24 protein-coding genes and 2 tRNA genes are annotated in these 23,569 nt (G+C 60.4%); 9 read left to right on the top strand and 17 right to left on the bottom strand.

All coding sequences use genetic code 11. From position 1 onward, the window contains the following. The first annotated feature begins 112 nt into the window (after window positions 1-112). Genes dapA through WC683_03670 form a run of 5 tightly spaced genes read left to right on the top strand, consistent with a single transcriptional unit; the run spans window position 113 to window position 3,408 of the window. A complete protein-coding gene (dapA, locus tag WC683_03690; protein MFA4971688.1) occupies window positions 113-988 on the top strand; it encodes a 4-hydroxy-tetrahydrodipicolinate synthase in 876 nt (291 codons plus the stop codon). Beyond that, on the top strand, window positions 985-1,662 hold the full coding sequence (gene dapB, locus WC683_03685) for a 4-hydroxy-tetrahydrodipicolinate reductase (GenBank protein MFA4971687.1): 678 nt from the start codon (window positions 985-987) through the stop codon (window positions 1,660-1,662). The genes dapA and dapB overlap by 4 nt, the downstream gene beginning before the upstream one ends. Continuing rightward, a complete protein-coding gene (folK, locus tag WC683_03680; GenBank protein MFA4971686.1) occupies window positions 1,659-2,159 on the top strand; it encodes a 2-amino-4-hydroxy-6-hydroxymethyldihydropteridine diphosphokinase in 501 nt (166 codons plus the stop codon). Before dapB ends, folK begins: the two co-directional genes overlap by 4 nt. Further along, a complete protein-coding gene (gene fsa / locus WC683_03675) occupies window positions 2,156-2,803 on the top strand; it encodes a fructose-6-phosphate aldolase (protein MFA4971685.1) in 648 nt (215 codons plus the stop codon). Before folK ends, fsa begins: the two co-directional genes overlap by 4 nt. 17 nt (window positions 2,804-2,820) lie before the next feature. Next, window positions 2,821-3,408 carry a GTPase domain-containing protein gene (locus WC683_03670; protein ID MFA4971684.1) on the top strand — a complete coding sequence of 196 codons (588 nt, stop codon included), beginning with the start codon at window positions 2,821-2,823 and terminating at the stop codon, window positions 3,406-3,408. A 4-nt stretch (window positions 3,409-3,412) separates the two neighbouring features. Here the strand turns inward: WC683_03670 and WC683_03665 are convergent, their stop codons facing one another. From WC683_03665 to gyrA, 15 genes are all read right to left on the bottom strand, one after another. Then, window positions 3,413-4,132 carry a 2Fe-2S iron-sulfur cluster-binding protein gene (locus WC683_03665; GenBank protein ID MFA4971683.1) on the bottom strand — a complete coding sequence of 240 codons (720 nt, stop codon included), beginning with the start codon at window positions 4,130-4,132 and terminating at the stop codon, window positions 3,413-3,415. A 10-nt stretch (window positions 4,133-4,142) separates the two neighbouring features. Continuing rightward, on the bottom strand, window positions 4,143-6,035 hold the full coding sequence (locus WC683_03660; GenBank protein MFA4971682.1) for an NADH-quinone oxidoreductase subunit NuoF: 1,893 nt from the start codon (window positions 6,033-6,035) through the stop codon (window positions 4,143-4,145). A gap of 3 nt (window positions 6,036-6,038) precedes the next feature. Next, window positions 6,039-6,539, bottom strand: a complete 501-nt coding sequence (locus tag WC683_03655; GenBank protein ID MFA4971681.1) for an NAD(P)H-dependent oxidoreductase subunit E — start codon at window positions 6,537-6,539, stop codon at window positions 6,039-6,041. Window positions 6,540-6,607: 68 nt separating this feature from the next. Next, the gene (porB, locus tag WC683_03650) at window positions 6,608-7,534 is read right to left on the bottom strand and encodes a pyruvate synthase subunit PorB (protein MFA4971680.1); all 927 of its coding nucleotides are present in this window, start codon (window positions 7,532-7,534) and stop codon (window positions 6,608-6,610) included. A gap of 15 nt (window positions 7,535-7,549) precedes the next feature. Next, on the bottom strand, window positions 7,550-8,725 hold the full coding sequence (locus tag WC683_03645) for a transketolase C-terminal domain-containing protein (protein ID MFA4971679.1): 1,176 nt from the start codon (window positions 8,723-8,725) through the stop codon (window positions 7,550-7,552). Window positions 8,726-8,767: 42 nt separating this feature from the next. Further along, a complete protein-coding gene (locus tag WC683_03640) occupies window positions 8,768-9,067 on the bottom strand; it encodes a 4Fe-4S dicluster-binding protein (protein ID MFA4971678.1) in 300 nt (99 codons plus the stop codon). A 13-nt stretch (window positions 9,068-9,080) separates the two neighbouring features. After that, complete coding sequence (locus tag WC683_03635; protein ID MFA4971677.1) at window positions 9,081-9,635, bottom strand: 2-oxoacid:acceptor oxidoreductase family protein; 555 nt, start codon at window positions 9,633-9,635, stop codon at window positions 9,081-9,083. Window positions 9,636-9,747: 112 nt separating this feature from the next. Beyond that, window positions 9,748-11,199, bottom strand: coding sequence for a hypothetical protein (locus WC683_03630; GenBank protein ID MFA4971676.1), 1,452 nt, complete (start codon window positions 11,197-11,199; stop codon window positions 9,748-9,750). 271 nt (window positions 11,200-11,470) lie between these two features. Continuing rightward, window positions 11,471-12,409 (bottom strand): hypothetical protein, encoded by a 939-nt coding sequence (locus WC683_03625; protein MFA4971675.1) that lies wholly within the window; start codon window positions 12,407-12,409, stop codon window positions 11,471-11,473. A 31-nt stretch (window positions 12,410-12,440) separates the two neighbouring features. Then, window positions 12,441-15,116 (bottom strand): hypothetical protein, encoded by a 2,676-nt coding sequence (locus WC683_03620; GenBank protein ID MFA4971674.1) that lies wholly within the window; start codon window positions 15,114-15,116, stop codon window positions 12,441-12,443. Window positions 15,117-15,353: 237 nt separating this feature from the next. Continuing rightward, the gene (locus tag WC683_03615; protein MFA4971673.1) at window positions 15,354-16,070 is read right to left on the bottom strand and encodes a hypothetical protein; all 717 of its coding nucleotides are present in this window, start codon (window positions 16,068-16,070) and stop codon (window positions 15,354-15,356) included. A gap of 9 nt (window positions 16,071-16,079) precedes the next feature. Beyond that, window positions 16,080-16,496 carry an archease gene (locus tag WC683_03610; GenBank protein MFA4971672.1) on the bottom strand — a complete coding sequence of 139 codons (417 nt, stop codon included), beginning with the start codon at window positions 16,494-16,496 and terminating at the stop codon, window positions 16,080-16,082. 13 nt (window positions 16,497-16,509) lie between these two features. Continuing rightward, window positions 16,510-16,944, bottom strand: coding sequence for a nucleoside-diphosphate kinase (ndk, locus tag WC683_03605; protein ID MFA4971671.1), 435 nt, complete (start codon window positions 16,942-16,944; stop codon window positions 16,510-16,512). A gap of 40 nt (window positions 16,945-16,984) precedes the next feature. Further along, on the bottom strand, window positions 16,985-17,857 hold the full coding sequence (locus WC683_03600; GenBank protein ID MFA4971670.1) for a tetratricopeptide repeat protein: 873 nt from the start codon (window positions 17,855-17,857) through the stop codon (window positions 16,985-16,987). Continuing rightward, complete coding sequence (gyrA, locus tag WC683_03595; GenBank protein MFA4971669.1) at window positions 17,857-20,298, bottom strand: DNA gyrase subunit A; 2,442 nt, start codon at window positions 20,296-20,298, stop codon at window positions 17,857-17,859. The genes WC683_03600 and gyrA overlap by 1 nt, the downstream gene beginning before the upstream one ends. A 389-nt stretch (window positions 20,299-20,687) precedes the next feature. On the opposite strand from gyrA, the gene WC683_03590 reads away from it, so the two are divergent. The 3 genes from WC683_03590 to WC683_03580 all read left to right on the top strand — a co-directional run bounded on the left by WC683_03590 (window position 20,688) and on the right by WC683_03580 (window position 21,221). Beyond that, entirely contained in the window at window positions 20,688-20,960 is a 273-nt protein-coding gene (locus tag WC683_03590; GenBank protein ID MFA4971668.1) for an HU family DNA-binding protein, read from the top strand. 102 nt (window positions 20,961-21,062) lie between these two features. Next, window positions 21,063-21,136 (top strand) — tRNA-Arg (locus WC683_03585). 9 nt (window positions 21,137-21,145) lie between these two features. Next, window positions 21,146-21,221: transfer RNA gene (locus tag WC683_03580), tRNA-Pro, on the top strand. An 8-nt stretch (window positions 21,222-21,229) separates the two neighbouring features. On the opposite strand, the gene WC683_03575 is transcribed toward WC683_03580, so the two are convergent. Further along, window positions 21,230-21,826: an XTP/dITP diphosphatase gene (locus WC683_03575; protein MFA4971667.1), complete on the bottom strand. Its 597-nt coding sequence runs from the start codon at window positions 21,824-21,826 to the stop codon at window positions 21,230-21,232. An 88-nt stretch (window positions 21,827-21,914) separates the two neighbouring features. Between WC683_03575 and WC683_03570 the strand changes: the two genes are divergently transcribed. Beyond that, window positions 21,915-22,553, top strand: a complete 639-nt coding sequence (locus WC683_03570; GenBank protein MFA4971666.1) for a hypothetical protein — start codon at window positions 21,915-21,917, stop codon at window positions 22,551-22,553. A 6-nt stretch (window positions 22,554-22,559) separates the two neighbouring features. Here WC683_03570 and dnaB read toward each other — a convergent pair. Continuing rightward, the coding region (gene dnaB, locus WC683_03565) for a replicative DNA helicase (protein ID MFA4971665.1) at window positions 22,560-23,569 on the bottom strand (1,010 nt) is incomplete at its 5' end.

The raw sequence follows: 23,569 nt of genomic DNA, 5'->3' as shown, positions 1-23,569 counted from the left end.
GGAGGGTCAAAAAAAACCTTCCAAACAATAAAAGTGTCAAAAGAGTGGCGGTTTTTTGTTTAATGATTGAATTCAGTCTGTTAGAGAGACGGGTCTGAAGGAGGCTACTCCCATGTTCAAAGGCGTGATGACGGCGATAATAACACCCTTTTCCGACGGCAGGGTGGACGAGGATGCGCTGCGCAAACTGATCGACTGGCAGATAGCAGAGGGCGTGGATGCGATCGTGCCATGCGGCACCACCGGCGAATCCGTGACACTCCAATACGAAGAGTACGACCGCGTTGTTCGCATCGCCGTGGAACAAGCGGCAGGCCGCGTGCCGGTGATAGCGGGCGCGGGCTCCAATTCCACCTCGAACGCCATCAATCTGGCTAAACAGGCCAAGGAGGCCCGCGCCGACGCCATGCTTCAGGTCACGCCCTACTACAACAAGCCCACTCAGGAGGGGCTCTACCAGCACTTCAAGGCGATCGCCGAGATGGTGGAGCTGCCGATGCTGCTCTACAATGTGCCGGGAAGGACGTCGGTCAACATGCTTCCCGAGACCGTGGCCAGACTCGCGAAGATCGACTCGATCGTCGGCATCAAGGAGGCATGCGGTAACATGGATCAGGTGAGGGAGATCCTCCGCAGCACGCCTAAGGAATTCGCGCTCCTGTCGGGCGAAGACGCGCAGAACTTCGAGATCTACAAGGCCGGCGGCGCCGGCGCCATCTCGGTCGCCTCCAACGTAGCGCCGAAGCAGATCGCGGCGGTGTGGGATTCGTTCGAGGCGGGCAGGGTCGACGAGGCGAAGGGCAAACAGCGGGAACTCCAGGCGCTCAACGAAGCGATGTTCATCGAGACGAACCCGATACCCGCCAAGACCGCGCTGGCGATGATGGGCCGATGCCGCGAGGAATTCAGGCTGCCGCTCACCCCGATGGGCGAAGAGCACAGGACGGAGCTCAGGGACGTGCTCAGAAAATACGGAGTCATCGAATGATCAGGGTTGTCGTCGCAGGCGCGAAGGGACGCATGGGCCGAAAGGTCTCTGAACTCGTGCGGTCGGCAAAGGACCTCGCGCTCACCGCCGAGATCGACGCCGGCGATTCGCTGGAAAAAGCAGCCGGCGGCTGCGACGTGATCGTGGACTTCAGCACGGCTGAAGCTTCGGCGCAACACGCCGCGATCGCGGCCGATGCCGGCAGGCCGATCGTCATCGGCACCACCGGCCTCTCCGATGCGGAGATGGATGCACTCCGAACCGCGGCAAAAAAGGTGCCGGTTGTCTATGCGCCAAACATGAGCATAGGCGTGAACGTGATGTTCCGGCTGATCGCCACCGCAGCGAGCGCCCTCGGCCCCGATTATGCGGTAGGCATCGAGGAGACCCACCACGAGCACAAGCTCGACCGCCCCAGCGGCACCGCGAAGAGGATGGCGGAGATAGCGAGGGAGAAGAGGGGCGGCGAGGCGATCGACGTGCAGTCGATCAGGCAAGGCGAGGTGGTCGGCGACCACGAGATCCGCTTCTCCGCCGAAGGCGAAGAGCTCTCGATTGTGCACCGCGCATCGAACCGCGGCATATTCGCTCGAGGCGCCGTCGCCGCGACGCGCTGGGCCGTGGGCAAACCGGCCGGCCTATATGACATGGCCGACGTGCTGGGTTTCAAATGACGACGCGCACCGCCTACATCGGAATCGGCTCAAACCTCGGCGACAGGCAAAAGAACTGCACGGCGGCGATCGATCTCCTAGCGCACTATCGCGACATCAAGGTCTCCGATCTCTCCGACTGGTACGAGACAAAGGCCCTGCCCACGGCGGGATGGACCCTCCCTCAACCCGACTACGTCAACGGGGTCGCGCGGATCGAGACGCCGCTCCCCCCGGCGGAGCTCCTATCGAGGCTCCTGGAGGTGGAGTCCCGGCTCGGGCGCCCCATGGAGAGGCAAAAAGGCGAGCCCCGAACAGTCGACCTGGATCTCCTTTTATACGGCGACATGATCATCGACGAGCCTGGGCTTTCGGTGCCGCACCCGGAGCTGGCCAAAAGATTGTTTGTGCTCGTCCCCCTGTGTGATATAGCGCCTGATGCTGTCGATCCTCGCTCAGGGCTTTCGGCCGCAGAGATGAGAGAGTTGTTGTCAACCGATACGGAGGCGAACAGATGAAGCTTTTCATCGACACCGCGAAGATAGAGGAGATCAGGGAAGCGAACGCGATGGGAGTGCTCGACGGCGTGACCACCAACCCCACGCTCGTCGCAAAGACCGGCCGCGACTTCAAGACCGTGGTCCACGAGATACTCAAGGAGATAACGGACAGGCCGGTGAGCCTCGAGACGAACGCGATGGACGCAGCCGGCATGGTGGAGGAGTGCAAGAAGCTGGCGGACCTGGGCGAGAACGTGGTCTGCAAGGTCCCCACGACCGTGGAGGGCCTCAAGGCGATACGTGCGCTGTCCGAGCTGGGCGTGAAGACCAACGCCACCCTCTGCTTCTCGCCCAACCAGGCGCTGCTCGTCGCAAAGGCCGGGGCCTCGTACGTCAGCCCCTTCGTCGGCAGGCTGGATGACATAACCCAGCCCGGCATGGAGCTGATCGACGACATCGTGCGCATCTACGACAACTACGAGTATCCCACCGAGATCATCGTAGCCAGCATAAGGAACCCGATACACGTGCTCGACTCGGCGAAGATAGGCGCCGACATATGCACGGTGCCGTTCGACGTGATAAAGCAGCTAATGAAGCACCCGCTGACCGACATCGGCATCGAGCGCTTCCTCAACGACTGGAAGAAAGTGCCGAAATAAAACAACGGGGGATCAACATGTCCTTCATCAACCAGAACACCAACGAGATAAACTGCAAGATCGTCTACTACGGGCCCGCGCTCGCCGGAAAATCCACCACGCTGAGGAGCATCTACGGCGACGTGAAGAAGGGCTCGAAGGGCAAGATGATTTCCCTCGCGCAGGACGACGACCATACGCTCTACTTCGACTTCGTGCCGCTGAACCTGGGGAAGATCGGCGACTACACCGTCAAGCTCCACCTCTACACCATCCCGGGCGAGGTGGGCTACAAGCAGAGCCGCGCGCTCATATCGAAGGGCGTGGACGGGGTGGTCTTCGTGGCCGATTCGCAGCTGACGAGGATGGAGGAGAATATAAAGAGCCTCACGGGCCTGAAGGAGATCCTGCACGGCGAAGGGCTGGACTGGCAGTCGGTCCCTTTCACGTTCGCGTACAACAAGCGCGACCTGCAGGGCATAGTGCCTCGGGAGGAGATGTCGCGCTACCTCAACACCGAGAAGAGAGAGGAATTCGAGACCGTGGCCACAAAGGGAGAAGGGATATTCGACGCCTTCAGGTCGGCGAGCCTTCAGGTGCTAAAGGAGCTGAAGAAAGATTTTTGAAAGACTATTTCTTGTCCGCTGACTGACCCTCGAACCATCCATCCGGAATCTTCGCGATCTTCTTGAAGTGATCCAGCGTCTTCTTCGGGACCTTGCGGCCCAGCCTCTCGCACCACACCTTTTCGAACTCGACCTTCCACTGCGGGAAGCGGCGCACGTCCTCCTCGTCCTCCATTTCCACGTAGTTCACGGGGCAGACGTAGTAGCAGGATCCGCAGCCTATGCAGGCCTCGCTCTTGTCCAGAAACGGCGTGCCGACTTCCTTGTCCGGACCGCGGCCGACGAACGAGATCGCCGACACCCCGACCACCTGCTCGCACGCCCTGGTGCAGAGCCCGCAGAGTATGCAGCCCTTGTCCCTCTTCGCAAAACGCGAATCCCCCGCCACGCCCAGGTCGGCCGCCAACTGCCGGATCTCCTTTACGTCGGGGCACCTCGCGAGCAGGAGCTCCGCCACCATCCTGCGATGTTTTTTGATGCGCTCGGTATCGGTGAATACCGCCATCCCCTCGCTCACTGGATACGAGCACGACGAGACGACGCTGCGACGGCCGTTCGCCTCGACCTCTACCAGGCAGAGCCTGCACGCGCCGAACGGCTTTATCTCGTCGTTGTAGCACATGTGGGGGATGTCGAAGCCAGCGGCGAGGAGCGCGGGCAGCAGCGTCTCCCCGGTCGTGACCTTCAGCTGTTTTCCATCTACGGTGATCTTTACCTCTGGCATATCCCGCTCCCTATTCGACTCTCACTGCGTCGAACTTGCAGGCCTCGATGCAGGCGCCGCACTTTATGCACTTCTCCTGGACGATCTCGTGGGCCTTGAGCTTGTCGTTCTTCTTGCCCTTGATCGTGGCAGGCCTTCCGGTCGCCACGGCGGCGCCGGTCGGACAGACCCTTGCGCACGCCTTGCACCCTGCGCAGTTGTCCTCGATTATGAAGTATTTGATCAGCGCCTTGCACACGCCGGCAGGGCATCGCTTGTCGCGTATGTGCGCGTCGTACTCGTCGCGGAAGTGTTTGAGCGTGGAGAGCACCGGGTTGGGAGCCGTGCCGCCGAGCGCGCAGAGGGACGCGTCGCGGACGGTCTCGGCCAATTCCTGAAGCAGCGCGATCTTATCCTCGCTCCCCTTGCCGTCGCATATGTCTTCGAGGATCGCCCTCATTCGCGGCACGCCCTCGCGGCAGGGCACGCACTTGCCGCAGGACTCCTCGCTTAAGAACTTCATGAAGTAGCGGGCCACGTCGACCATGCAGGTGCGGTCGTCCATCACGATCATGCCGCCGGAGCCCATCATGGAGCCGGCCTTCTTGAGCTCGTCGAAATCAACCGGAGAGTCGAGCATGGATTCCGGGAGGCAGCCGCCCGACGGGCCGCCGGTCTGCACCGCCTTGAATTTCCGGCCGCCGGGAATCCCGCCGCCGATGTCGTAGACGATCTTGCGCAGCGTGATGCCCATCGGCACTTCCACAAGACCGGTGTTGTTGATCTTGCCCACGAGCGAGAAGACCTTCGTGCCCTTGCTGTTCGCGGTCCCCATGCCGGCGAACCACTTCTCGCCCTTCGCCAGGATCATAGGCACGTTGGCCCAGGTCTCCACGTTGTTGATGACGGTCGGCTTGTCCCAGAGCCCGCGCTGCGCCGGATACGGCGGTTTGGGCCTCGGCTCGCCGGTGAAGCCCATGATCGAGCTGATGAGACCTGTCTCCTCGCCGCAAACGAACGCACCGCCGCCGCGGGTGATCGTGACGTCGAAGGAAAACCCGCTGCCCATGATGTTCTCACCGAGCAGACCGACCTCCCTGGCCTTCTCGATCGCGGCGCCCAGGTTCTTGACCGCAAGCGGATACTCGTTGCGCACGTAGACGTAGCCGTGTGACGCGCCGATCGCCCTGGCGCCGATGATCATGCCCTCGATCACCGCGAAGGGATTGCCTTCAAGGATCGAGCGATCCATGTACGCGCCCGGATCGCCCTCGTCGGCGTTGCACACCACGTACCTCGTGTCACTCTCATAGCCAGCGCAGATCTCCCACTTTTTGCCTGTGGGGAATCCGCCGCCGCCGCGCCCGCGCAGCCCCGACCTCTTCACCTCGTCGATTATCGCCTCGGGCTTCATCCCGAACGCCTTGACGACGGCCGCGTACCCGCCGACCGCGATATAGTCCTCGATCGAGGTCGGGTCCAGCAATCGGTTCGTTCCGAGCAGCAGCTTGTTCTGGGAGCGGTAGAAGGGAATCTCCTCCTCCCTGAGGCAGATCTTCCCTGACTCGTCCGTCGCGAGCAGCCTCTCGACGGGTTTCCCCGAAAGCGCCGACGCGACGATATCGCCGGCGTCCTCCTGCGCGACCCGCTGGTACCAGAAGCCGTGGGGCATCACGATGACGATCGGCTCGCGCTGGCAAAATCCGTGGCAGCCGGTGTAGCGTATCCCTATCCGGTCGGAGAGCTTCCCCGCCTTGATCGCCTCGGCGACCGCGTCGCGCACCTTGTGACTCCCGCGCGCCTCGCCGCACGAACCGCCTGCGACGACGATCTGGGCGCTGCAGCCTTTGCGGCTGGCGAGGATGCCCTCACGCCAGGCGTCGAGTTCTGCGGCACTCCTGAGCTTCTTCGGTTCATTCGCCATGATCTACCTTCTCTTCTTCGATTGGGCCGGCTTCACGGCCTTCTTGGGCTGGGCCTCGCCCGCCGGGATGATACCCCTCACCTTCGCTGCCGTGAGCTGGCCGTGGTACTCCCCATCGACGACGGCGACCGGCCCCAGCGCACAGCACCCTACGCAGTTGACCGTCTCGAGCGTCACGGCGCCGTCGGCGGTTGTCTTCCCCGCACTGACGCCGAGCTCGCGCTCCATCTCGTCGAGAACTCGCTGCGCCCCGCGGACGTGGCATGCCGTCCCCATGCAGACCTGGCAGGTATGCCTCCCCCGAGGCTCGAGCGAGAACGCCTTGAAGAATGTGGCCACAGCGTAGATGCGCGAGAGCGGAACGCCCAGGTCCTGCGACACGCGCTCCAGCGCTTCGCGCGGCAGGTAGTTGTACTGCTTCTGCACGTCCTGCAGGATGCCGATGAGCTGCTCCGGCAGGCCGCGGTGCTTCTCGCAGATTGTGTCGACTTTCGTGAGATCCATCTTGAGCCCTCGTTTTTAAAGTTCCTTTCAAGCTGTGAGTCATGAGCTGTGAGCGGATAGCTCACAAATCACAGATTGCACTTCTTTCTCAGGTTGTTCCAGTTCTTCTCCACCTGCGCTTGGATATGCTCCACGTCCTGTTCCGTAAGATGGCGGAAGCGCCCCTGGCCTTTGAAGTAATCCTTGACCGGGAGGAGTTTCTCGAAATCCATGGAGAGTTTGTACTCGCCGTCCACCACCTCGTAGAGCGGGAACACCCCCGACTGAACAGCGAGCCTGCCGAACTTGACCGCGTCCTCGGAGGCCGCGCGCCATCCGGTCGGGCAGACCGAGAAGATGTGGATATATGCCGGCCCCTCCACGGCCACCGCCTTCTTCACCTTGTCCATCAGGTCGAACGGGAAACTGGGGCACGCGGTAGCGACGTACGGTATATGGTGCGCGGCCGCGATCTCCGGCATGTTCTTCTTCTGCGTGTGCTGTCCGATGCTCTTCTTGCCTGCCGGCGAGGTCGTGGTCGAGGCTCCGTAGGGCGTCGAGCCGGAGCGCTGTATGCCCGTGTTCATGTACGCCTCGTTGTCGTAGCAGATGTAGAGCACGTCGTGGCCGCGCTCGAGCATTCCGGAAAGCGCCTGGATGCCGATGTCGGCGGTAGCGCCGTCGCCGCCCATGCTGACCACCTTTATCCTGCGGGCCGGGTCCATCCTTCCCTTGCGCTTGAGCGCCTTGAGGGCGGCCTCGACGCCGGATGCGACCGCGGCGGTATTCTCAAAGAGCGTGTGTATCCAGGGGATCTCCCAGCTCGTGTCAGGGTAGCATGAGGCGATGATCTCCATGCAGCCTGTGGCGTTGACCATGATGGCGTTGCGGCCGACCGCCTTCGCCACCTGGCGCACGGCCAGAGCCTCGGCGCAGCCCACGCAGGCGCGATGGCCCGGCGCGAAGCTCTCGTCCTTGGTCACGAGCCTGGATGCGAAAACCGACAGGTCTTTCATCTTTCCCCTTCCCTTCTATTCGCGCGCGCCGAGAATGACCATGCGGTCCTTCTGGCCCTTCGCTGCATCCTTGATCCCGCGCTCTATTATCTCCACGAACTGCTCAGGCAGGATGTCGCGGCCGCCCAAGCCCGCTATGTAGCCCACGATGACGGGCTTCTTCGGCTCATCGTAGAGCGCGCTGCGCACCTCGGAGGCGACCGGTCCGCCGGGGCCGCCGGAAGATATGCAGCGATCGAGCACGATCAGGTTCTTCGCGTTTTTCACCGCGTCGCGGAATTCCTTGAACGGGAAGGGCCGCCAGAGCCTGAGCTTCACCTGGCCGATCTTCACGCCCTTCTCGCGCAGCGTATCCACCGCCACCGACGCGGTCTCGCCGTAGCTGCCCATGGTCATGATGAGGGTCTCGGCATCCTCGGCCTTGTAGGTCTCCACCGGCTTGTACTTGCGGCCGAAGTGTTTTCCGAACGCCTCCCAGATCTCGGCAAGATGCGGCATGATCGACTGGAACGCGTCCTCCTGCGCCTTCTTTATCTCGGTGTAGATCGCGGGCGGCGCAAATGCGCCCATGTTCACGGGCTTCTTGGGGTCGAGCGGGAGCGGAAAATCGTTCGGCGGCAAAAACGAATCGACCTTCTCCTTGTCCTCTATATAGATCGGCTCGACCACGTGCGTGAGGTGGAAGCCGTCCAAGTGCACCATGACCGGGAAGAGCACGCGCCTGTCCTCGGAGACTCGGAACGCCCAGATGATGTGGTCGAAGGCCTCCTGGCCGTCCTCGCAGAATATCTGTATCCAGCCGGTGTCGCGCACCGCCATCACGTCGGAGTGATCGCCCCACACGGAGAGCGGCGCCGAGAGGGCGCGGTTGGCGACCGCCATGACCATCGGCAGCCTCATGGAGGAGGCGAGATAGACCGCCTCGTGCATGAGCTCCAGGCCCTGGCCCGCGGTCGCGGTAAACGTGCGGGCGCCGGCAGCGGCCGAGCCCAGGCACGCGCTCATGGCGGAGTGCTCGCTCTCCACGCAGATGAACTCCGCGTCCAGCTCGCCGTCCGCGATGAGCTCGGAGAGGTGCTCCACGATGTGCGTCTGCGGCGTGATCGGATATGCGGAGACCACGTCAGCGTCGCAGAGCTTCACCGCCTCGGATACCGCCAGAGAGACTTCGATCCCTATTCTCTTTCCCATGACACCTTCCCTTGCCTTCGGCTTTGAGCTGTAAGCTGTGAGCTAGCTCTTCTTGCCCGTATCTTCGCTCAAGGGCTTCATCTCGAACGCGCCGGTCCAACACTCCTTGGCGCAGATCCCGCAGCCCTTGCAGTAGAACTCGTTCACCTCCACGTAGCCGTCCTCTTTTATCTTGATGGCCGCATCCGGGCAGAACAGGTAGCAGACCCCGCACTTCACGCAGCGGTCCTTGTCGTACACCGGCTTCATGCTCCGCCAATCGCCGGTGCGATAGGCCTTGGCCCCGCCCGGGGTGTCGACTATGAAACCTGTTGTTACGTCCTTGACCGTAATCAGAGCCATGACATTCTCCAATTCACTGACCGCTCACCTTGGTCTCTTCGAACGCGCGCTTCAAGGCGGCCACGTTGCGCTCCGCCAGCTTGGGGTTGAAGCGGCGCTCTATCTGCGGGACGAGCGCGTCCAGCGGAATGACCCCGCTGGCCTTGAGCAGCGCGCCTATCATCGTGGTGTTTGTGATCGGAACCTTGAGCGTCTCGAGCGCTATGGTGAGCGCGTCGATGCACGCGAGCCTGCCCTTGTATTTCATGACCTCGCGGACCTCTTTCTCGCTGCGCTTGGTGTTGAGCACCACGAGCCCCTTGTCCTTGAGGCCTTGCGTCACGTCCAGGATGTCTATGAGGCTGTCGTCGAGCACCACCACGATGTTCGGGTGATTGACCTCTGCGCGCACGCGGATCTTTTCATCGGCCACGCGCAGATAGGCCTGCACAGGGGCGCCGCGGCGCTCCGGGCCGAACGAGGGCATGGACTGCGCGAAGCGTCCCTGCTCTATCGCCGCAAGGGCGACGAGCTCTGCTGAGGTGACTGCGCCTTGGCCTCCGCGGCCGTGGAATCTTATTTCGATCATGGTAGTGTTTCCAAGTGGTTGAAAGATAATGGATTTACTTTCGCCAAAAAGGCGCGCGGAACTTCCCGCTTTTGGGGGAATATGTCAAGAAAAAGAGCTCAGGGGATATCGCCTAGCGAGCGGCCTTGGGTAGAAGAGCCTTGGGCAGATCTTTGCGATAGCGCTCTAACCAGCCGCGCTCCGCCTTCTCATCAGGACGCGCGAGGCCGGCGAGGCCGACCGCCTGTCTGGTGTTAACCTTGCGGGAATTCAGGGTCTCCACGACCACGTAATGCATCCCGGCATCGCTGATCTTCTTGCTGCCCACAGGGACATGGCGCTCCTTGAAGGCCGGATCCTTGTATGCCAGGTGGAGGGCTTTCTGAATGGTTTCATGGTTTCCCAGGATGATCTCCTTGGTAAGGTCATCCATACCCTGGAACCAATCGCTCTCGAGGAGATCGGTCCAAAATGCCGAGTTGGCGCGGGTGGGACCGAAGTCGCTGCTCTCGTCCCCCCTTGGCGCACCTGACGCCACGACTTCGATGGCAGGCTCAGCCCCTGCGGCAGGTGCCGCTGCAGGAGCAGGAGCCGGCGCAGGCGCGGGAGAGGAGGGCTTCGCCTGCGGAGCAGGTGCGAACGGGTCCGCCCAACTGCCGTCTTTCACCATGTTCTGGATCAACTCAGGCGGCACAGGGCCCATGAGCTCCGACCCGCCGGGCCTGAACTTTGCCTCGAACTCGGTCCAATTCCCATCGATGAGCATCAGGTGTTTTTTAAGGAGCACGGATTGAGCGAGTTTATGCGAATCAATACCGGCCATGCCCTCATTGACAATCTTCAACCCGTCTATCTGGCCCAGCAGCGCATCGTACTCCATCACCAGGACCTGAACCTTTTCCAGATCAGCGAGCTCGACGCTGTTCTCTTTCCCGACCTCCATCATCGTGCGAAGCTTGGTCGTGCTCGACTTCTCATCGTATTCAGGGGTTCCCTTCTTCTTCTTATGAACAGCCAGCATGAGCTGCAGGAGTTGAGCTGTTTTGAGATTCGGCGATTTCACAGCCTCCGCGTTCACCGGATCTTTCGCAACAACTGGAGGGACGACCTTTTGCGGTTTGTTCGCTTTGAGGATCTTGTCGATGTTCTTGGCCTTCTTATAGATCACATACGAAGATACGGATACGACGAGAAACAGCAGAGCGCCGGCTGCGATGCCGCCGTATATCCCGACATCCTTCTTTTTATCCTCAGGGATGAGTCCTGCCCCAAACTCCTGGATCGATTTGATGAACTGAAGTGGGGCAGAGGGTTCGTCAACAGCTGCAGGAGAAACAGGTTGAGATTCAGGTTGAAACACAGGCTGAGACGCAGGTTGAGATTCAGGCTGAGGCTGAGGTTCGGATGATCTCTGAGCGCTAGACAATAGGGACGGTCTGTTCCCAGAGTAGATGCCCCAGGCGCCGGAGGCATATTTGCATATGCCGCCTATGTTCTTCACAGACTCGACCCATCGGTCGACCCACTTCGCAAGCTCCTTGTCATCCTCCGGGGGTGTGCCCGGAAGCGGGCGGGCGCCGATCATGCGCATCTCATCACACTGCGGGTAATCCTTGAGCTGACAAATCTTTCCCTCGAAACCGCAGACACCTGTTGTCGGATAAGTTTTTCCCATAGGCGCTTTTGACCGCAAACCCTTAACACAACCTCCGGAGAATTTGTCGACAAAATGTCGCATAAGTTGCTAGAAAATTTGATCCGATTTAAGCTATTGATTTAATTGGATAAAAAAGAACCTGTTTCCTTGTGAATCGCAGGGAAACAGGTTCGTTATGAGTCAAAATAAAACAGATCCCTTATGCCATGGGGCCCATGCCCGACATGCCGCCCTGGCCCCCATTCGATCCGGGGGTAAGCATGAACGTGCCGCCGGCCGCCGCTCCCTCCATGCCCATCACAGCCGCCGGTCCACCGAAGCGCAGTAAAATCAGTCCCATGATCCCCGCCGCAATGAGCCCCAGCTTCTCTGCAAATTGGTTCGCAACATCACTCATGGGTACGGGCTCAGGGTAGTACACGCCATCCGGATCGTACGGATCGTCGAGCGCGGAGAATTTTGCATCGCCGCCGGGCACAGGATCAGGAACATCGGCAAGCACAGGCAACTTCGCGCCGCCGCCTGGAGCCGGAGGCGCAGGAGGATCCTTCGGGCCGTTCTTGCGATTTTTCCACTTGTTCTTGAGCAAGCCCCATGCGCCGTTCAGGAGCATCGTCCCCAGCGGGGCAATAACACCGAACGCCACTCCGAGGAAGACCAACTCCTCCACCTTGTTCGGTTCCTCGATCGTGAGGAGCTCGTTCAGTTTATCGACCTGATCTTCTTTCAGGCATTTCCTGTACGACTCGAACTGCTCATCGTTCAGATAACTCTTGTAAATTGACGGGTCCATCTTCTCTATGCAGTACACGCCCTGCGGCTTCTTCGCCCTGTCGAGGACAAAGGCGTCCCTGTTGAGCCCCCATGCCTCGCGGACGCAGACCGCCTCCTGCTTTGTCATCTCAAGGCCGGTCAATCGGAATACGGCCGTCTGGCTGCCCCAGAGAGAGTCGCACCAGACCGCTTTTTCGCCCTGATAGTCGCCGCTCACCACGTGATTCTTCCCGTCATTTGTTACGATGTAGCCCGCCTCGGTCTGAACAAACTCGGGCCTCTTCGGCTGCTCGGCCTCGACCGGCTCCGCGAGCGGCGGGACTTGCTGCTGTGCACCACCTTTTGCGCCTTTTACTTTTCCCATGACGTCTCTCCTCTACCCCGCCCCGAGAGGACTACTTTCCCCTGCGCGCAGCTTCCTTGGCTGCATCGCGCGCAACCTTTTTCTCCGCCTTTGCGCGCTCATCCCGCATCTTGTCCAGACCCTTGCAAAGACCGTTGACCAGGCCCCTGCTCGGATGGCTCGCACGCTTCATGCCCTGCGCCAGAAGCTTGTGCGCAGCGCCCGGCTTGAACACCCCTGCGTTGTCCTTTATCTCCAGGTATTTTGACCACTTGCTTTCATCCTTCTTCATGCCCTCGAACTCTGTGTACGCCATGGTGGCGAAGTTGCGCTGATCGGTCTCTGTGTAAGTCTCGATGTTGAACGGTATGACAGATCCGTCCTTCGGCCATTCCCTCGCCTCGCGCAGGAGCGTCTTTCTCATAATCTCTACCTCGCGCGCGCGGGGATCGTTCATGTCCGCTTCAAGGGGCACAGGTGCTGCCGGAGCAGGCGCAGGCGCGGCAGCCACAGCTGCGGGTGCAGGTGCTGCAGGCTTAGGCTCAGACGCTGCGGGCGCAGGTTTCGGTTCTTGTCTGCATTCGGGCTCCGGATCGACATTCAGGAATGAATCGCTGGAAGCCTCCCACCAAGGCGCTGTAACTCGGGATGCTTCACCGGCAGACTCCTCGATCACGCGCAGCCTTGCCTTGTCGCGTTCATTCTGAACCTCGATCTCTTTTATCTCGTAATTGAATATCGACCTTATTTTATCCTTTGAAAGACCGAGGGCCGCCGGATTTTCGCCGTGATGTTTCTCGAAATATTCCAAGACATAGTCAGTAGTAATGGCCGTAACTCCGTCCTTCTGCGCTTGCTGGAGGACGTCATTGAAGAATGTCTCCACAGCGGTCAATGCCGACGGCTTGGCATGAGCCTTCAAACCGAGAATATATGTGGCTCGCAATGCGTCGGGTTCAATGGAGAGCACACCGTATCGCGTATTCACGTAGGGCTTGAGCTCCAGTATGTTCGCGACCTTTTTCGGGGACGCGGCTTCGTGAAAAATCGTGACATAACGGTTCAGCGAGGCAGGGTCCCTGGCTATGGTATCGGACAACTCCTGGATCGTCGTGGCTATCGCAAGCGTTATGTTCGGATGTTTTTCGGCGACCTTCTTTATGCGGTCGCGAAGGGCAATCCTTCCGTCACGACTTCCGTCTTCGGCCTGCTGAATCTCGTCGATAAACAGAATAACCTTGTAACCCTCTCGGGCCTTGGCAAGTACCGGGTCGATGAGTTTTTCCTCAAGAATTTTTACGTCCTTATCGGCCCACACAGCCCCCTTGGCCTTGAGGTTGTTGATATCGGCTTCGTAGATGAGTATCCCTTTGTGCCCCCCCTTCTCCAATTCAGTTTTGATTGAAGCAATATTCGCTTCCACTCCTTCTCTGTAAGCCCTTGCATCTTTCGGGCTCATCCTCTCCGTCGTCTTTTTATAGAAGACCTCGCGTTCATTTTCAGTCAATTCAGACAGCGCCAACATCTGCGCATAGCCTCTGAGCGATGCGGTTTTGCCGGTGCGCGACTGACCGGCAGAGAGCCAGTTGTTCTGATCTGCCTGCGGCCTCAGCGAAACGTCGATCATCCTCGAGACTTTGCGGTCGGTATCTATGTAAGGCATCTCAAAGGTCCCCAGCGATTTCAACTCCCCCCTGGCCTTTCCAATGCTGTCCTCCACCATATCTTCAAACTTGATGTTGTCGCCGGCAACCGACGCATTCTCGCCCCTGCTGGCCTTCATCTCGTCCATGGATTCTTTATGCATCTTCCACGAGTCTTCCCTCCCCTTTTTATTCGCTCTATGCATGAACCAGACGAATGCTGCAGTGCCTACCAGGCCGGAAAAAATACCAGCTATCGTCAACCATTTCTGCATCGGTATAGAGTCCATCGATTTTCTCGAGAGCTCCAACTGCTCCTCGGTCGAGTCTATCTGCATCTTATACATGGCGTATATCTTCTCCAAATGCGCGGAGAGGCTGTCCACGGTCGCAGCGCTCACGCCGGAGCCCTGCGCGGTGAGCACACCCTTGACCTTGTTCAGCCTGTCTATGATCTGCTCGAGGCGGTTGTACTGGCCGCTGAAGTGGAAGGTGTTCATCACCGGGCCGCCCTCTTCCTTTGCGTACGGCTTGCTGCCCGCCTTGACCGCAAAATCCGTGGGTCCCAGCCCCAGCGCAGGGATGATGACCTTCATCTCGCCGACCGGGAGGTCGATGTCGCTGTCGTCTATGTCGTTGGAGGCGTCCTCGTTCGAGAAGAGCATATGGCCCAAGCGGCCCGTGTAGGCGTAATACTTGTTCCACTCCTTGCCCGCATCGGTCTTCTGGGAGAGACGGCAGATCCCGTCCAACTTGTTGAGGTCGAGGTAGCCGCTGTACACAACCTCATCGAGCTCATTCTCATTTGCAGGGGTCTTGGGATTGTCGCGGTCTTTGAGCGTCCTCACCCCCGGTTCTCCCCTGGGGTCGGGCATGCCCGCTTCCGCGTAAGAGGAGGCCGGGAGGAAGGTGGTGAATTCCTCCTTGCCCTTCTCGTCCTTCACAACGGCCAGCTCCTGCATGCCGAAGAACTTGCCCTCGAAATAGCCGAGCTCTTCCTTCAGCACGTCCGTGCAGAGAGGGATGTCATTGGCCGAACATGACTTCGTCTTCGTGGGTACGCACTTCACAGAGTCCCCTGCCATTTACCCCTCCGCACAAATGTATATATATGAAGCCCCCGCCCCTGTTTTATTATCGGTTGATTCAGGGAAAAGTTGCCTGAAACCTTCAGGCTCTCGATTTTGCAATATTTACAATGAGTTAAAAGCATCTCGATCCCTCTTTCACCATTGTTATCGGCAAAAAAGGGGCGAAGTTGCGTAAGACGCCAAAAAAATCGGTTTCTTAAGAGATTATAAGAGGATGCGCGGATAAACTGATTATTTTACACCCCTGAACGAACGGACAAGATCGCGGAACCGGCCCCTGTTCCCCCTCTCCGCCCTCCTGGCTTCCATGGAGCTCGATCTGGCGTCAATACGGCCGAGGGGATGATCGACGTTTCCCTGGCTGCCCAGGAGAGAGCGGAGCCCCTCCGGCTTGACCCTGCCCGCATCGTCCAAATAGGTCCGACGGAACTCCTCGCCCTCGAGGGCGCGCGGCAGATCCCTCTCGATGACCGTGCCCATCCTCCTGCGGTCGGTCTCGGTGAGTCCCAGCCACCACGGCTCATTTTCCATCCCAAGGGCAGCAGGCATGGACAGCGTTTCCATTGCCGCCCCTTCCTTTGCAAGGGCAGCATCGTCCGCCACCCCGCCGACCGCGTAAGTGGCGCCGTCGATTATCGTCTTGAACGCCGACGTGACGAACAGCGATAAAAGCGCGATCGCGCCCAGCACGCTGAACGCCTCTTTCACATCCCCTGAGGAGGACTTCTCAACAGGTTTTGCCTCACGCGGGAGGTAGACGAACCAGCTTGCAACGTTGTTTGCCTCAAACCGGTAACAGAGCTTCTCGCCCTGCTCCAGACTTCGACTCTCGAAGCTGTCGAGCAGGGCCTCGCCCAGATCCCCCGTTGTCTTGAAGTTCACGGGCCTGAGATAGTCGAATTCCGGCCTGCACTGAGTTCGATTCGATGTGATGCTTTCGGTGGACATGCGCGCCTCTCAGATGTCGAAAATTATCTCAGCAAACCAGCGGCCGGCCTCGTCCCTCTCCACCTTGATGCGATGGTATGTCACGGCCTTGATGGCCAGTTTCTGATCGTGGCGGGCGCTGTCGAACTTGAGCCCCTTCGCGGCCCCGAAGAGGCGGCCCTCGCTCATCTCGTCTATCCAGAACCTGGTGAGCACGAGCCTGCGCGTCTCGAATATGTAGAGCAGCTCCGAGAGCCAGCGCACCATGAGCTGATCCAGAGAAGGCGCTTCGATCGAGATCGGGACCTCGACCGAGGGGATCAGCCTGCGCTTCTCCGCCACCATCATGTCAAACATCGCTGAGGCAGCCTCGACGAAGAGCTCCGCGAGAGAAGCGGCCTCGACCCTCATACCGATATCAGCAGTATGATCGATTATCTTGTACATCCGGTTGAAATTTTTAGACCCAGTCGTATTTGACGATCTCGCCCGGCTCGAAGAAGAAGTTGACCTCGAACTTGGCGGTATCCGGAGCATCGGAGCCGTGGACCACGTTGCGCTCGATGCTCGCCCCGAAGTCGCGGCGAATAGTGCCCTCGTCGGCCTGCTCGGGGTTGGTCACCCCCATGGTCGTGCGCCAGCGGCCGATCGCGCCGTCGCCCTCCAGCACCGCCGCCACACAGGGCCCGGAGACCATGAACTTCACCAGGCTCTCGAAGAACGGTTTGCCCTTGTGCACCGCATAGAAGCCCTCGGCCTTCGTTACGTCCATCTTGAGCATCTTCATGCCGACGACCTTGAGATTCGCCTCTTCGATACGCTTGACGATCTCGCCGATGATCCCCTTCTCGAGCGCATCGGGTTTGATTATTGCCAGGGTTCGTTCGGTAACCATGCTGATCTCCTTACAGTTTGTCCGTGAATGTGCCGGAAAACTAGTTTAGCGGCTCTGCTTTGTAAACCTTTTTCGACCCCTCATCAGGCTTCCCGTCCTTGCTCAGCTCCTTGTTCATCTGTTTCGCCGGCTTCGTGCCGCGCTCGTCTATGCTCTTGAGCCGCGCCTCCACGACCCCCTTGTTCGGGTACTCGTCCAAGGCATCCTTCGTGACCTCGCGGGCGATGCCGAGATATCCCATCTCCTCGATGCAAGTCGCCAGATGCAGCTTCGCCTCGCCCGCGAGCTCCGACTTCGGGAACTCCCTTATCATCCACTCGTAATAGCCGGCCGCCTTGCGGACCTGCCCCTCCAGGAAGAAACTCTCCGCGGCGAGGAATATCGCCTTCTCCTTCATCTCGGGGGGAACGCCGTCGCCCTCGATCAGCGGTTTGATCTCGACCCTGGATTGGCGAAAATCCTTCGACGCGAGGTAGACGCCGGACAGGGCGATCCGATATCGCATCGCACGCTCGCCCTCCGAGAAGTGTTTTATCAGGGCCGTGTAGTCCTCGATGGCGCCCTGATAGTCGCGGCGCGCCTCCCTGTCCCTTGCCCTGGCCTCGCGCGCGAGCCGGCCCGCATCGGTCAACGGCGCCCTCTCGATCACCTCCGAGAGCGCCTCGTCGGCCGCCTTTCCGTCGCGCATCATGTTGGCTTCTATCTCGGCTATGCGGAGCATGAGCCCGGCCCACCGCGGATCCTCCTCGAGCGCCCGCGCGATGCGCCTGTAGGAATCCAACGCCTTTTCAGCCTCGCCGAGCCCGAGATTCGCTTCGGCGCCCGCGATCGCCGCATCATAGTCGTTTATGGCGCGGTCGCACGCCGAGAAGAGGAGGGCAGCGGCCATGCATGCTGTGAGGACCCTCTTCACTATTCGCCCTCGCCGCCGTCATCCTCCACAACCTTGGCGACGGTGACGACCTTCTCGTCTCCCTCAAGGGAGATGAGGCGCACGCCCTGGGTGTTGCGGCCTATGACCGGGATCTCCTTGGCGCTGGAGCGGATCACCTTGCCGCTGTCCGTGATGAGCATCACGTCGTCGGTGTCGGTCACCTGCAGCGCGCCGACCACCGGCCCGTTCTTGTCCGCGACCTTGAGCGTGAGGATCCCGGAGCCGCCGCGCGATTGGACCCTGTATTCCGCGAGCTCGCTGCGCTTGCCGTATCCGCGCTCCGTGACCGTGAGCACGGGGGCGTCGGTGGTCAGGGTCTCCATGGCCACGACCTCGTCCCCCTTGTGCAGCGATATGCCGCGCACGCCGCGGGCGGTGCGGCCCATGGCCCTGACGGCACTCTCTTCGCAGCGCAGCGACTGTCCGCCGCGCGTGGTCAGGAAGAGGTGCTCCACCCCGCCGGTGAGGCGCACCGAGATAAGCTCGTCCCCCTCGTCGATCGAGGTGGCGATGATGCCGCCGGCGCGCGGGTTGGCGTAGGCCATGAGGTCCGTCTTCTTCACCACGCCGTTCTTGGTGGCCATGACGATGAACCGGCCCTCCGCGAATTCCTTGACCGCAAGCACGGCGGCTATGCGGTCTTCGCTCGTCATGTTGACGAGATTGGTGATCGCCTGGCCGCGAGCCACGCGCCCGACCTGCGGTATCTCGTGGACCTTGACCCAGAAGACCTTGCCGGACGCAGTGAATATCAAAACGTAGCTGTGCGTGGAGGCGATGAAGAGGTTTTCGACGAAATCCTCCTCGCGCGTGACCATGCCCTGCTTGCCGCGTCCCCCCCGGCGCTGCGCGCGATATATGCTGATCGGGTTGCGCTTGATGTAGCCCCGGTGGGAGACGGTGATCACCATCTCCTCCTCCTGGATCAGGTCCTCCACGGAGATTTCCTCGGCCTTGCCCTTGATCAGGGTGCGGCGCTCATCCCCGTACTTCTGTTTCATCTCCAGGAGCTCGTCGCGGACGATCTTCAAAATCCGCCTCTCGTCCGCGAGTATCGCCTTCAGCTCCTTGATGAAATCCATGACTTCCTTGTACTCGGCGATGATCTTGTCGCGTTCCAGGCCGGTGAGCCTCTGGAGCTTGAGGTCGAGTATCGCCTGCGCCTGCCGCTCGGAGAGCTTGTAGCGCTTCATCAGGGCGTCGCGCGCCGTGGCCGGCTCCTTCGACTTCTTGATGAGCGCGATGACGTCGTCGATGTTATCGATGGCGATTCTCAAGCCTTCCAATATGTGGGCCCTCTCCTCGGCCTTCGCCAGGTCGAACGCGGTCCTGCGGGTGACCACCTCTTTCCGATGGTCGATGAAGAGCGAGAGCGCCTGCTTGAGGCTCATGAGCCTGGGCTGCCCGGCGACGATGGCAAGCATGATGATGCCTATGCTCGACTGGAGCGAGGTGTGGGTGTAGAGCTGATTGAGCACCACGCCGGCCACGACGCCCCTCTTGAGCTCCACGACTATGCGCATCCCGTCGCGGTCGGATTCGTCGCGGATGTCGGATATGCCTTCGATCTTTCCGTCGCGGACGAGCTCCGCGATGCGCTCGATGAGGCGTGCCTTGTTGATCTGGTAGGGTATCTCGGTGACCACGATGCACTCGCGGTCGCCGCGCGCCATGGGTTCGATCATCGCTTTGGCGCGCAGGACGATCTGCCCCCTGCCGGTCTCATAGGCCGACTTTATCCCGTCCCTGCCATGTATCGCGGCGCCGGTCGGAAAATCAGGGCCGGGTATGAACTTCATCAGGTCCTTGACCGCGAGCTCGGGGTTGTCGATCAGGGCGAGCAGCCCGTCCACCACCTCGCTCAGGTTGTGCGGCGGTATCTTCGTGGCCATGCCCACGGCAATGCCGTCGGAGCCGTTTATCAGCAGGTTGGGGACCCTGGATGGCAGCACGGATGGCTCGGTGGTGGTATCGTCGAAGTTCGGAACGAAGTTGACCGTGTCCTTGTCTATGTCCGCGAGCAGTTCCTCGGCCATGGCCTTGAGCTTCGCCTCGGTGTAGCGGTAGGCGGCGGCGGAATCGCCGTCCACGGAGCCGAAGTTTCCCTGCCCGTCTATGAGCGGGTAGCGCATGTTCCAGTCCTGCGCCATGCGAACCAGGGTGTCGTAGACGGCCGCGTCTCCGTGGGGATGATATTTCTTCAAGACCTCGCCCACCACGCCTGCGCACTTGGAGAAGCGCCTGCTGGAGAGCAGGCCCTCGCGGTACATCGCGTAGAGTATTCTGCGATGCGCGGGTTTGAGCCCGTCGCGCACGTCGGGGAGGGCGCGGCCTATGATCACGCTCATCGCGTAGTCGAGGTAGGAGCCCTTCATCTCGTCTTCTATGTTGATCGGTATTACCTGTGCCGCGTTGTTCATCTGGATTCTTCCTCCCGAAGGGATTTTTGGATCGTGCCGATGAGAAACGGGCGGCCCGGGCCTCGCCCGGCCGCCTCTGATTTCGCGGGAATTCTGCACACCGATCGTTCAAAAGTCAACGTATTTCAGGACGACGGCGTCGCCATAAGAACCCGATAAATAAAAGCTTTGCCGTCAAACGCGGCCTCGACCGCCGAGCCTTGAACCCCTCCTCCTTCGGACGCTCGCGCCCGCTGATGTGCTGAAAATCTGCATCGGCCGCATCATTTTTGTTTGACATGCCGTGTCACGAAAAGTAGATTGACGGCCACGGATGGCGGCTGATGCAAGCCCAACAAGCATTTACAGCTGCCGCCCTCTGAATCTACTCGGTGAAAGGGGGTGACAACATGACAAAGGCCGAACTGATCAATTACGTGGCGAAGGATTGCAAGATCTCCAAGTCGCTGGCGGAGCAGCTCCTCAACACGGTGACTCAGAACATCGCGAAGTGCATGCGCAAAAAGGATAAGATCACGCTGACGGGCTTTGGTACGTTCTACGTATCCAAGCGTCGGGCGCGCACGGGGCGCAACCCGCAGACGGGCGCGGTGATCAACATCAAGGCTCGCAATGTACCGCGCTTCAAGCCGGGCAAGCAGCTGAAGGATTGGGTTTGCTAAGTTCAACTCTCAAAGGGTTTGTGAAAAAGGCGCTCCGTACGGGCGCCTTTTTTGCATATTGCAGCGCCCTGATCATTAGGATATTCACGCTGTGTTGAAAACGCGCCCATAGCTCAGCGGATGAGAGCACTGGCCTTCTAAGCCGGGGGTCGCAGGTTCGAATCCTGCTGGGCGCGCACGATTTACGGGGTGTAGCTCAGCCTGGTTTAGAGCGCCTGGTTTGGGACCAGGAAGTCGGAGGTTCGAATCCTCTCACCCCGACAGCGAAGTCAGCTTTTCAGAATTTCCTTCAATATTTCCTTCATCCTGGCCAAGGCCTTCCCGCGGTGGCTGATCTCATTCTTGCGCCCCATCGAAAGCTCGGCCATGGTCTTGCCCTCGGAAGGGACAAAGAAGAGCGGGTCGAAGCCGAAGCCCTCTTTCCCTCGATACTCGCGCAGGATCTCGCCCTCGCAACGACCCTGAACGTCATACTCCTCGCCGCCAGGGCCGGCCAGCACCATGAAGCAGACGAAGGCGGCTTGCCTCTTGCCGTCAGGCACGCCGTCCATCTCCTTGAGAAGTTTCTCGTTGTTCGCCCTGTAGTCCCCCTGCTTACCCGCGTATCTCGCTGAATTGACCCCCGGCGCGCCGCCGAGCGCCTCGACCGCAAGCCCGGAGTCGTCGGCGAGCGCCCACTGGCCCGTGATCTCGCAGACCGCGCGCGCCTTGATCCTGGCATTGGCCAGAAAGGTCGCGCCCTCCTCCGGGATCTCCGGGACCTCAGGGTGATCGGCGAGCGAAGAGAACTCGACATCCATGCCATCGAGCATATGCCTGAGCTCCTTGACCTTGCCCTCATTTCTCGTGGCCAGCACGATCTTCATCCCTGCCCATGTAACAGAGGCTGCGGCGCATTACAAGGACCCGGAGCTCCGGCTTGTGTTTTGAGGGCCAAATGATAAGAATCAGGCAATGCGTCGCATCCAGGTCCTGATCATAGCGCTCACGATACTCGCGGCCTCGGCCGCACAGGCCAGGCCGGAGAAGGGCTTCAACGTGGGCCCCTATCTCGCGATCGAGGCGGGCGCCGCGCAGACCGAATTCGACACCGACCAGGTCACGGGAGAGAAGGTAGCAGCTGAGTTCGAGCCCGCCTTCGGCTTCATCTTCGGATGGAACATCTACGACTGGTTCTCCACCGAGCTGCAGGGCCTCTACTCCACGAACGAAAACAGCGGGAGGCGGGTGCACTACGGCTCCGCGGTAGTGACCACCAAATATTTCCTGATCCTCGACGCGCTGACCGATTTCCCGACGTTCCGCATGCTCCCCTTTGCCAAGGCCGGCGCAGGACTCAAGGCGTCGGTGCTGCCGGATACGCCCAGCACGGGCACCGGCAAGAAGACGAGCATCGGCTACGGACCATCAGTCGGGGGTGGAATAGCGTTCATCTGGAAGAAGTATTTCTTTTTCGGCATAGACCTGCAGGAGGATCTCTTCTTTTACGACGAAATCAGGCAGACCGTGAACGGCGTGCCAGACACGCTCGTGTACAAGGGTGGATTCCAACCGTCGTTCACCGGCATGGGGTTCGTCGGAGTACATTACTAGAATCGATCAGAACGGAGCGGGCTCCTCGTCCGCCGGCATGGCCGTCGGCGCGACGTAGTCGTCCGGGCCGTGCGCGATGTCGTCGAAGCGCGTGAGGTGGCTGCGGAAGGCGAGCATCACCCTGCCGGTGGGGCCGTTGCGCTGCTTGCTGATGAGGACCTCGGCCTTGCCCTTGTCCTGGCTCTCGCGGTTGTACATCTCGTCGCGGTAGATGAAGGCTATGACGTCGGCGTCCTGCTCGATCGCGCCGGATTCGCGGAGGTCGGCCAGCTGCGGCCTCTTGTCCTGCCTCGCCTCCACGCCGCGGTTGAGCTGCGAGAGCGCCATGACCGGGACCGCCAGTTCCTTCGCCAGGGCCTTGAGCGCACGCGATATCTCCGAGATCTCGCGCTCGCGGCTCTCGATGCGGCCGACTCCGCGCATGAGCTGCAGGTAGTCGACGACGATGAGCCCCAGCCCGTGCTCCCTCTGGAGCCTGCGCGCCTTGGCCCTGATTTCGAGCACGTTCAGCGCCGGCGTGTCGTCGATGAATACCGGCGCTTCGGAGAGAAGTCCCGCCGCCCTGGTGAGCCTCGGCCAGTCGCTCTCCGCGAGGAACCCTCCCCTGAGCTTGGATGCGTCGACCTCCGCGCGTGAACAGAGCATGCGCTGCACGAGCTGCTCCTTGGACATTTCGAGCGAGAAGACCGCGCAGTTCACGCCGTTCTCTATGGCCGCGTGCTCCACGATGTTGAGCGCGAGCGCGGTCTTTCCCATGCTGGGACGGCCGGCGATGACGATCAGGTCCGATCTCTGGAGCCCGCACGTCAGCCTGTCGAACTCGCGATAGCCGGTGGCCACGCCGGTGAGCAGCTCCTTGCGCTCGTAGAGCTGCTCGATGGCCTTGAAGCTCGCCTTGACTATGTCCTTCACGCTCGCGAAGCCCTGGCGGATGCGCTTCTGGGCGACGTCGAATATGATCTTCTCGGCGGAATCCACGAACTCGTCCACGTTGCCCTTCTCGCGATACGCGAGCT

The sequence above is a fragment of the bacterium genome, assembly GCA_041648665.1.
Lineage (GTDB): Bacteria > UBA10199 > UBA10199 > 2-02-FULL-44-16 > JAAZCA01 > JAFGMW01.
The sequence above is the reverse complement of the archived record's forward strand: the minus strand, read 5'-3'. Positions and strand labels throughout refer to the sequence as shown.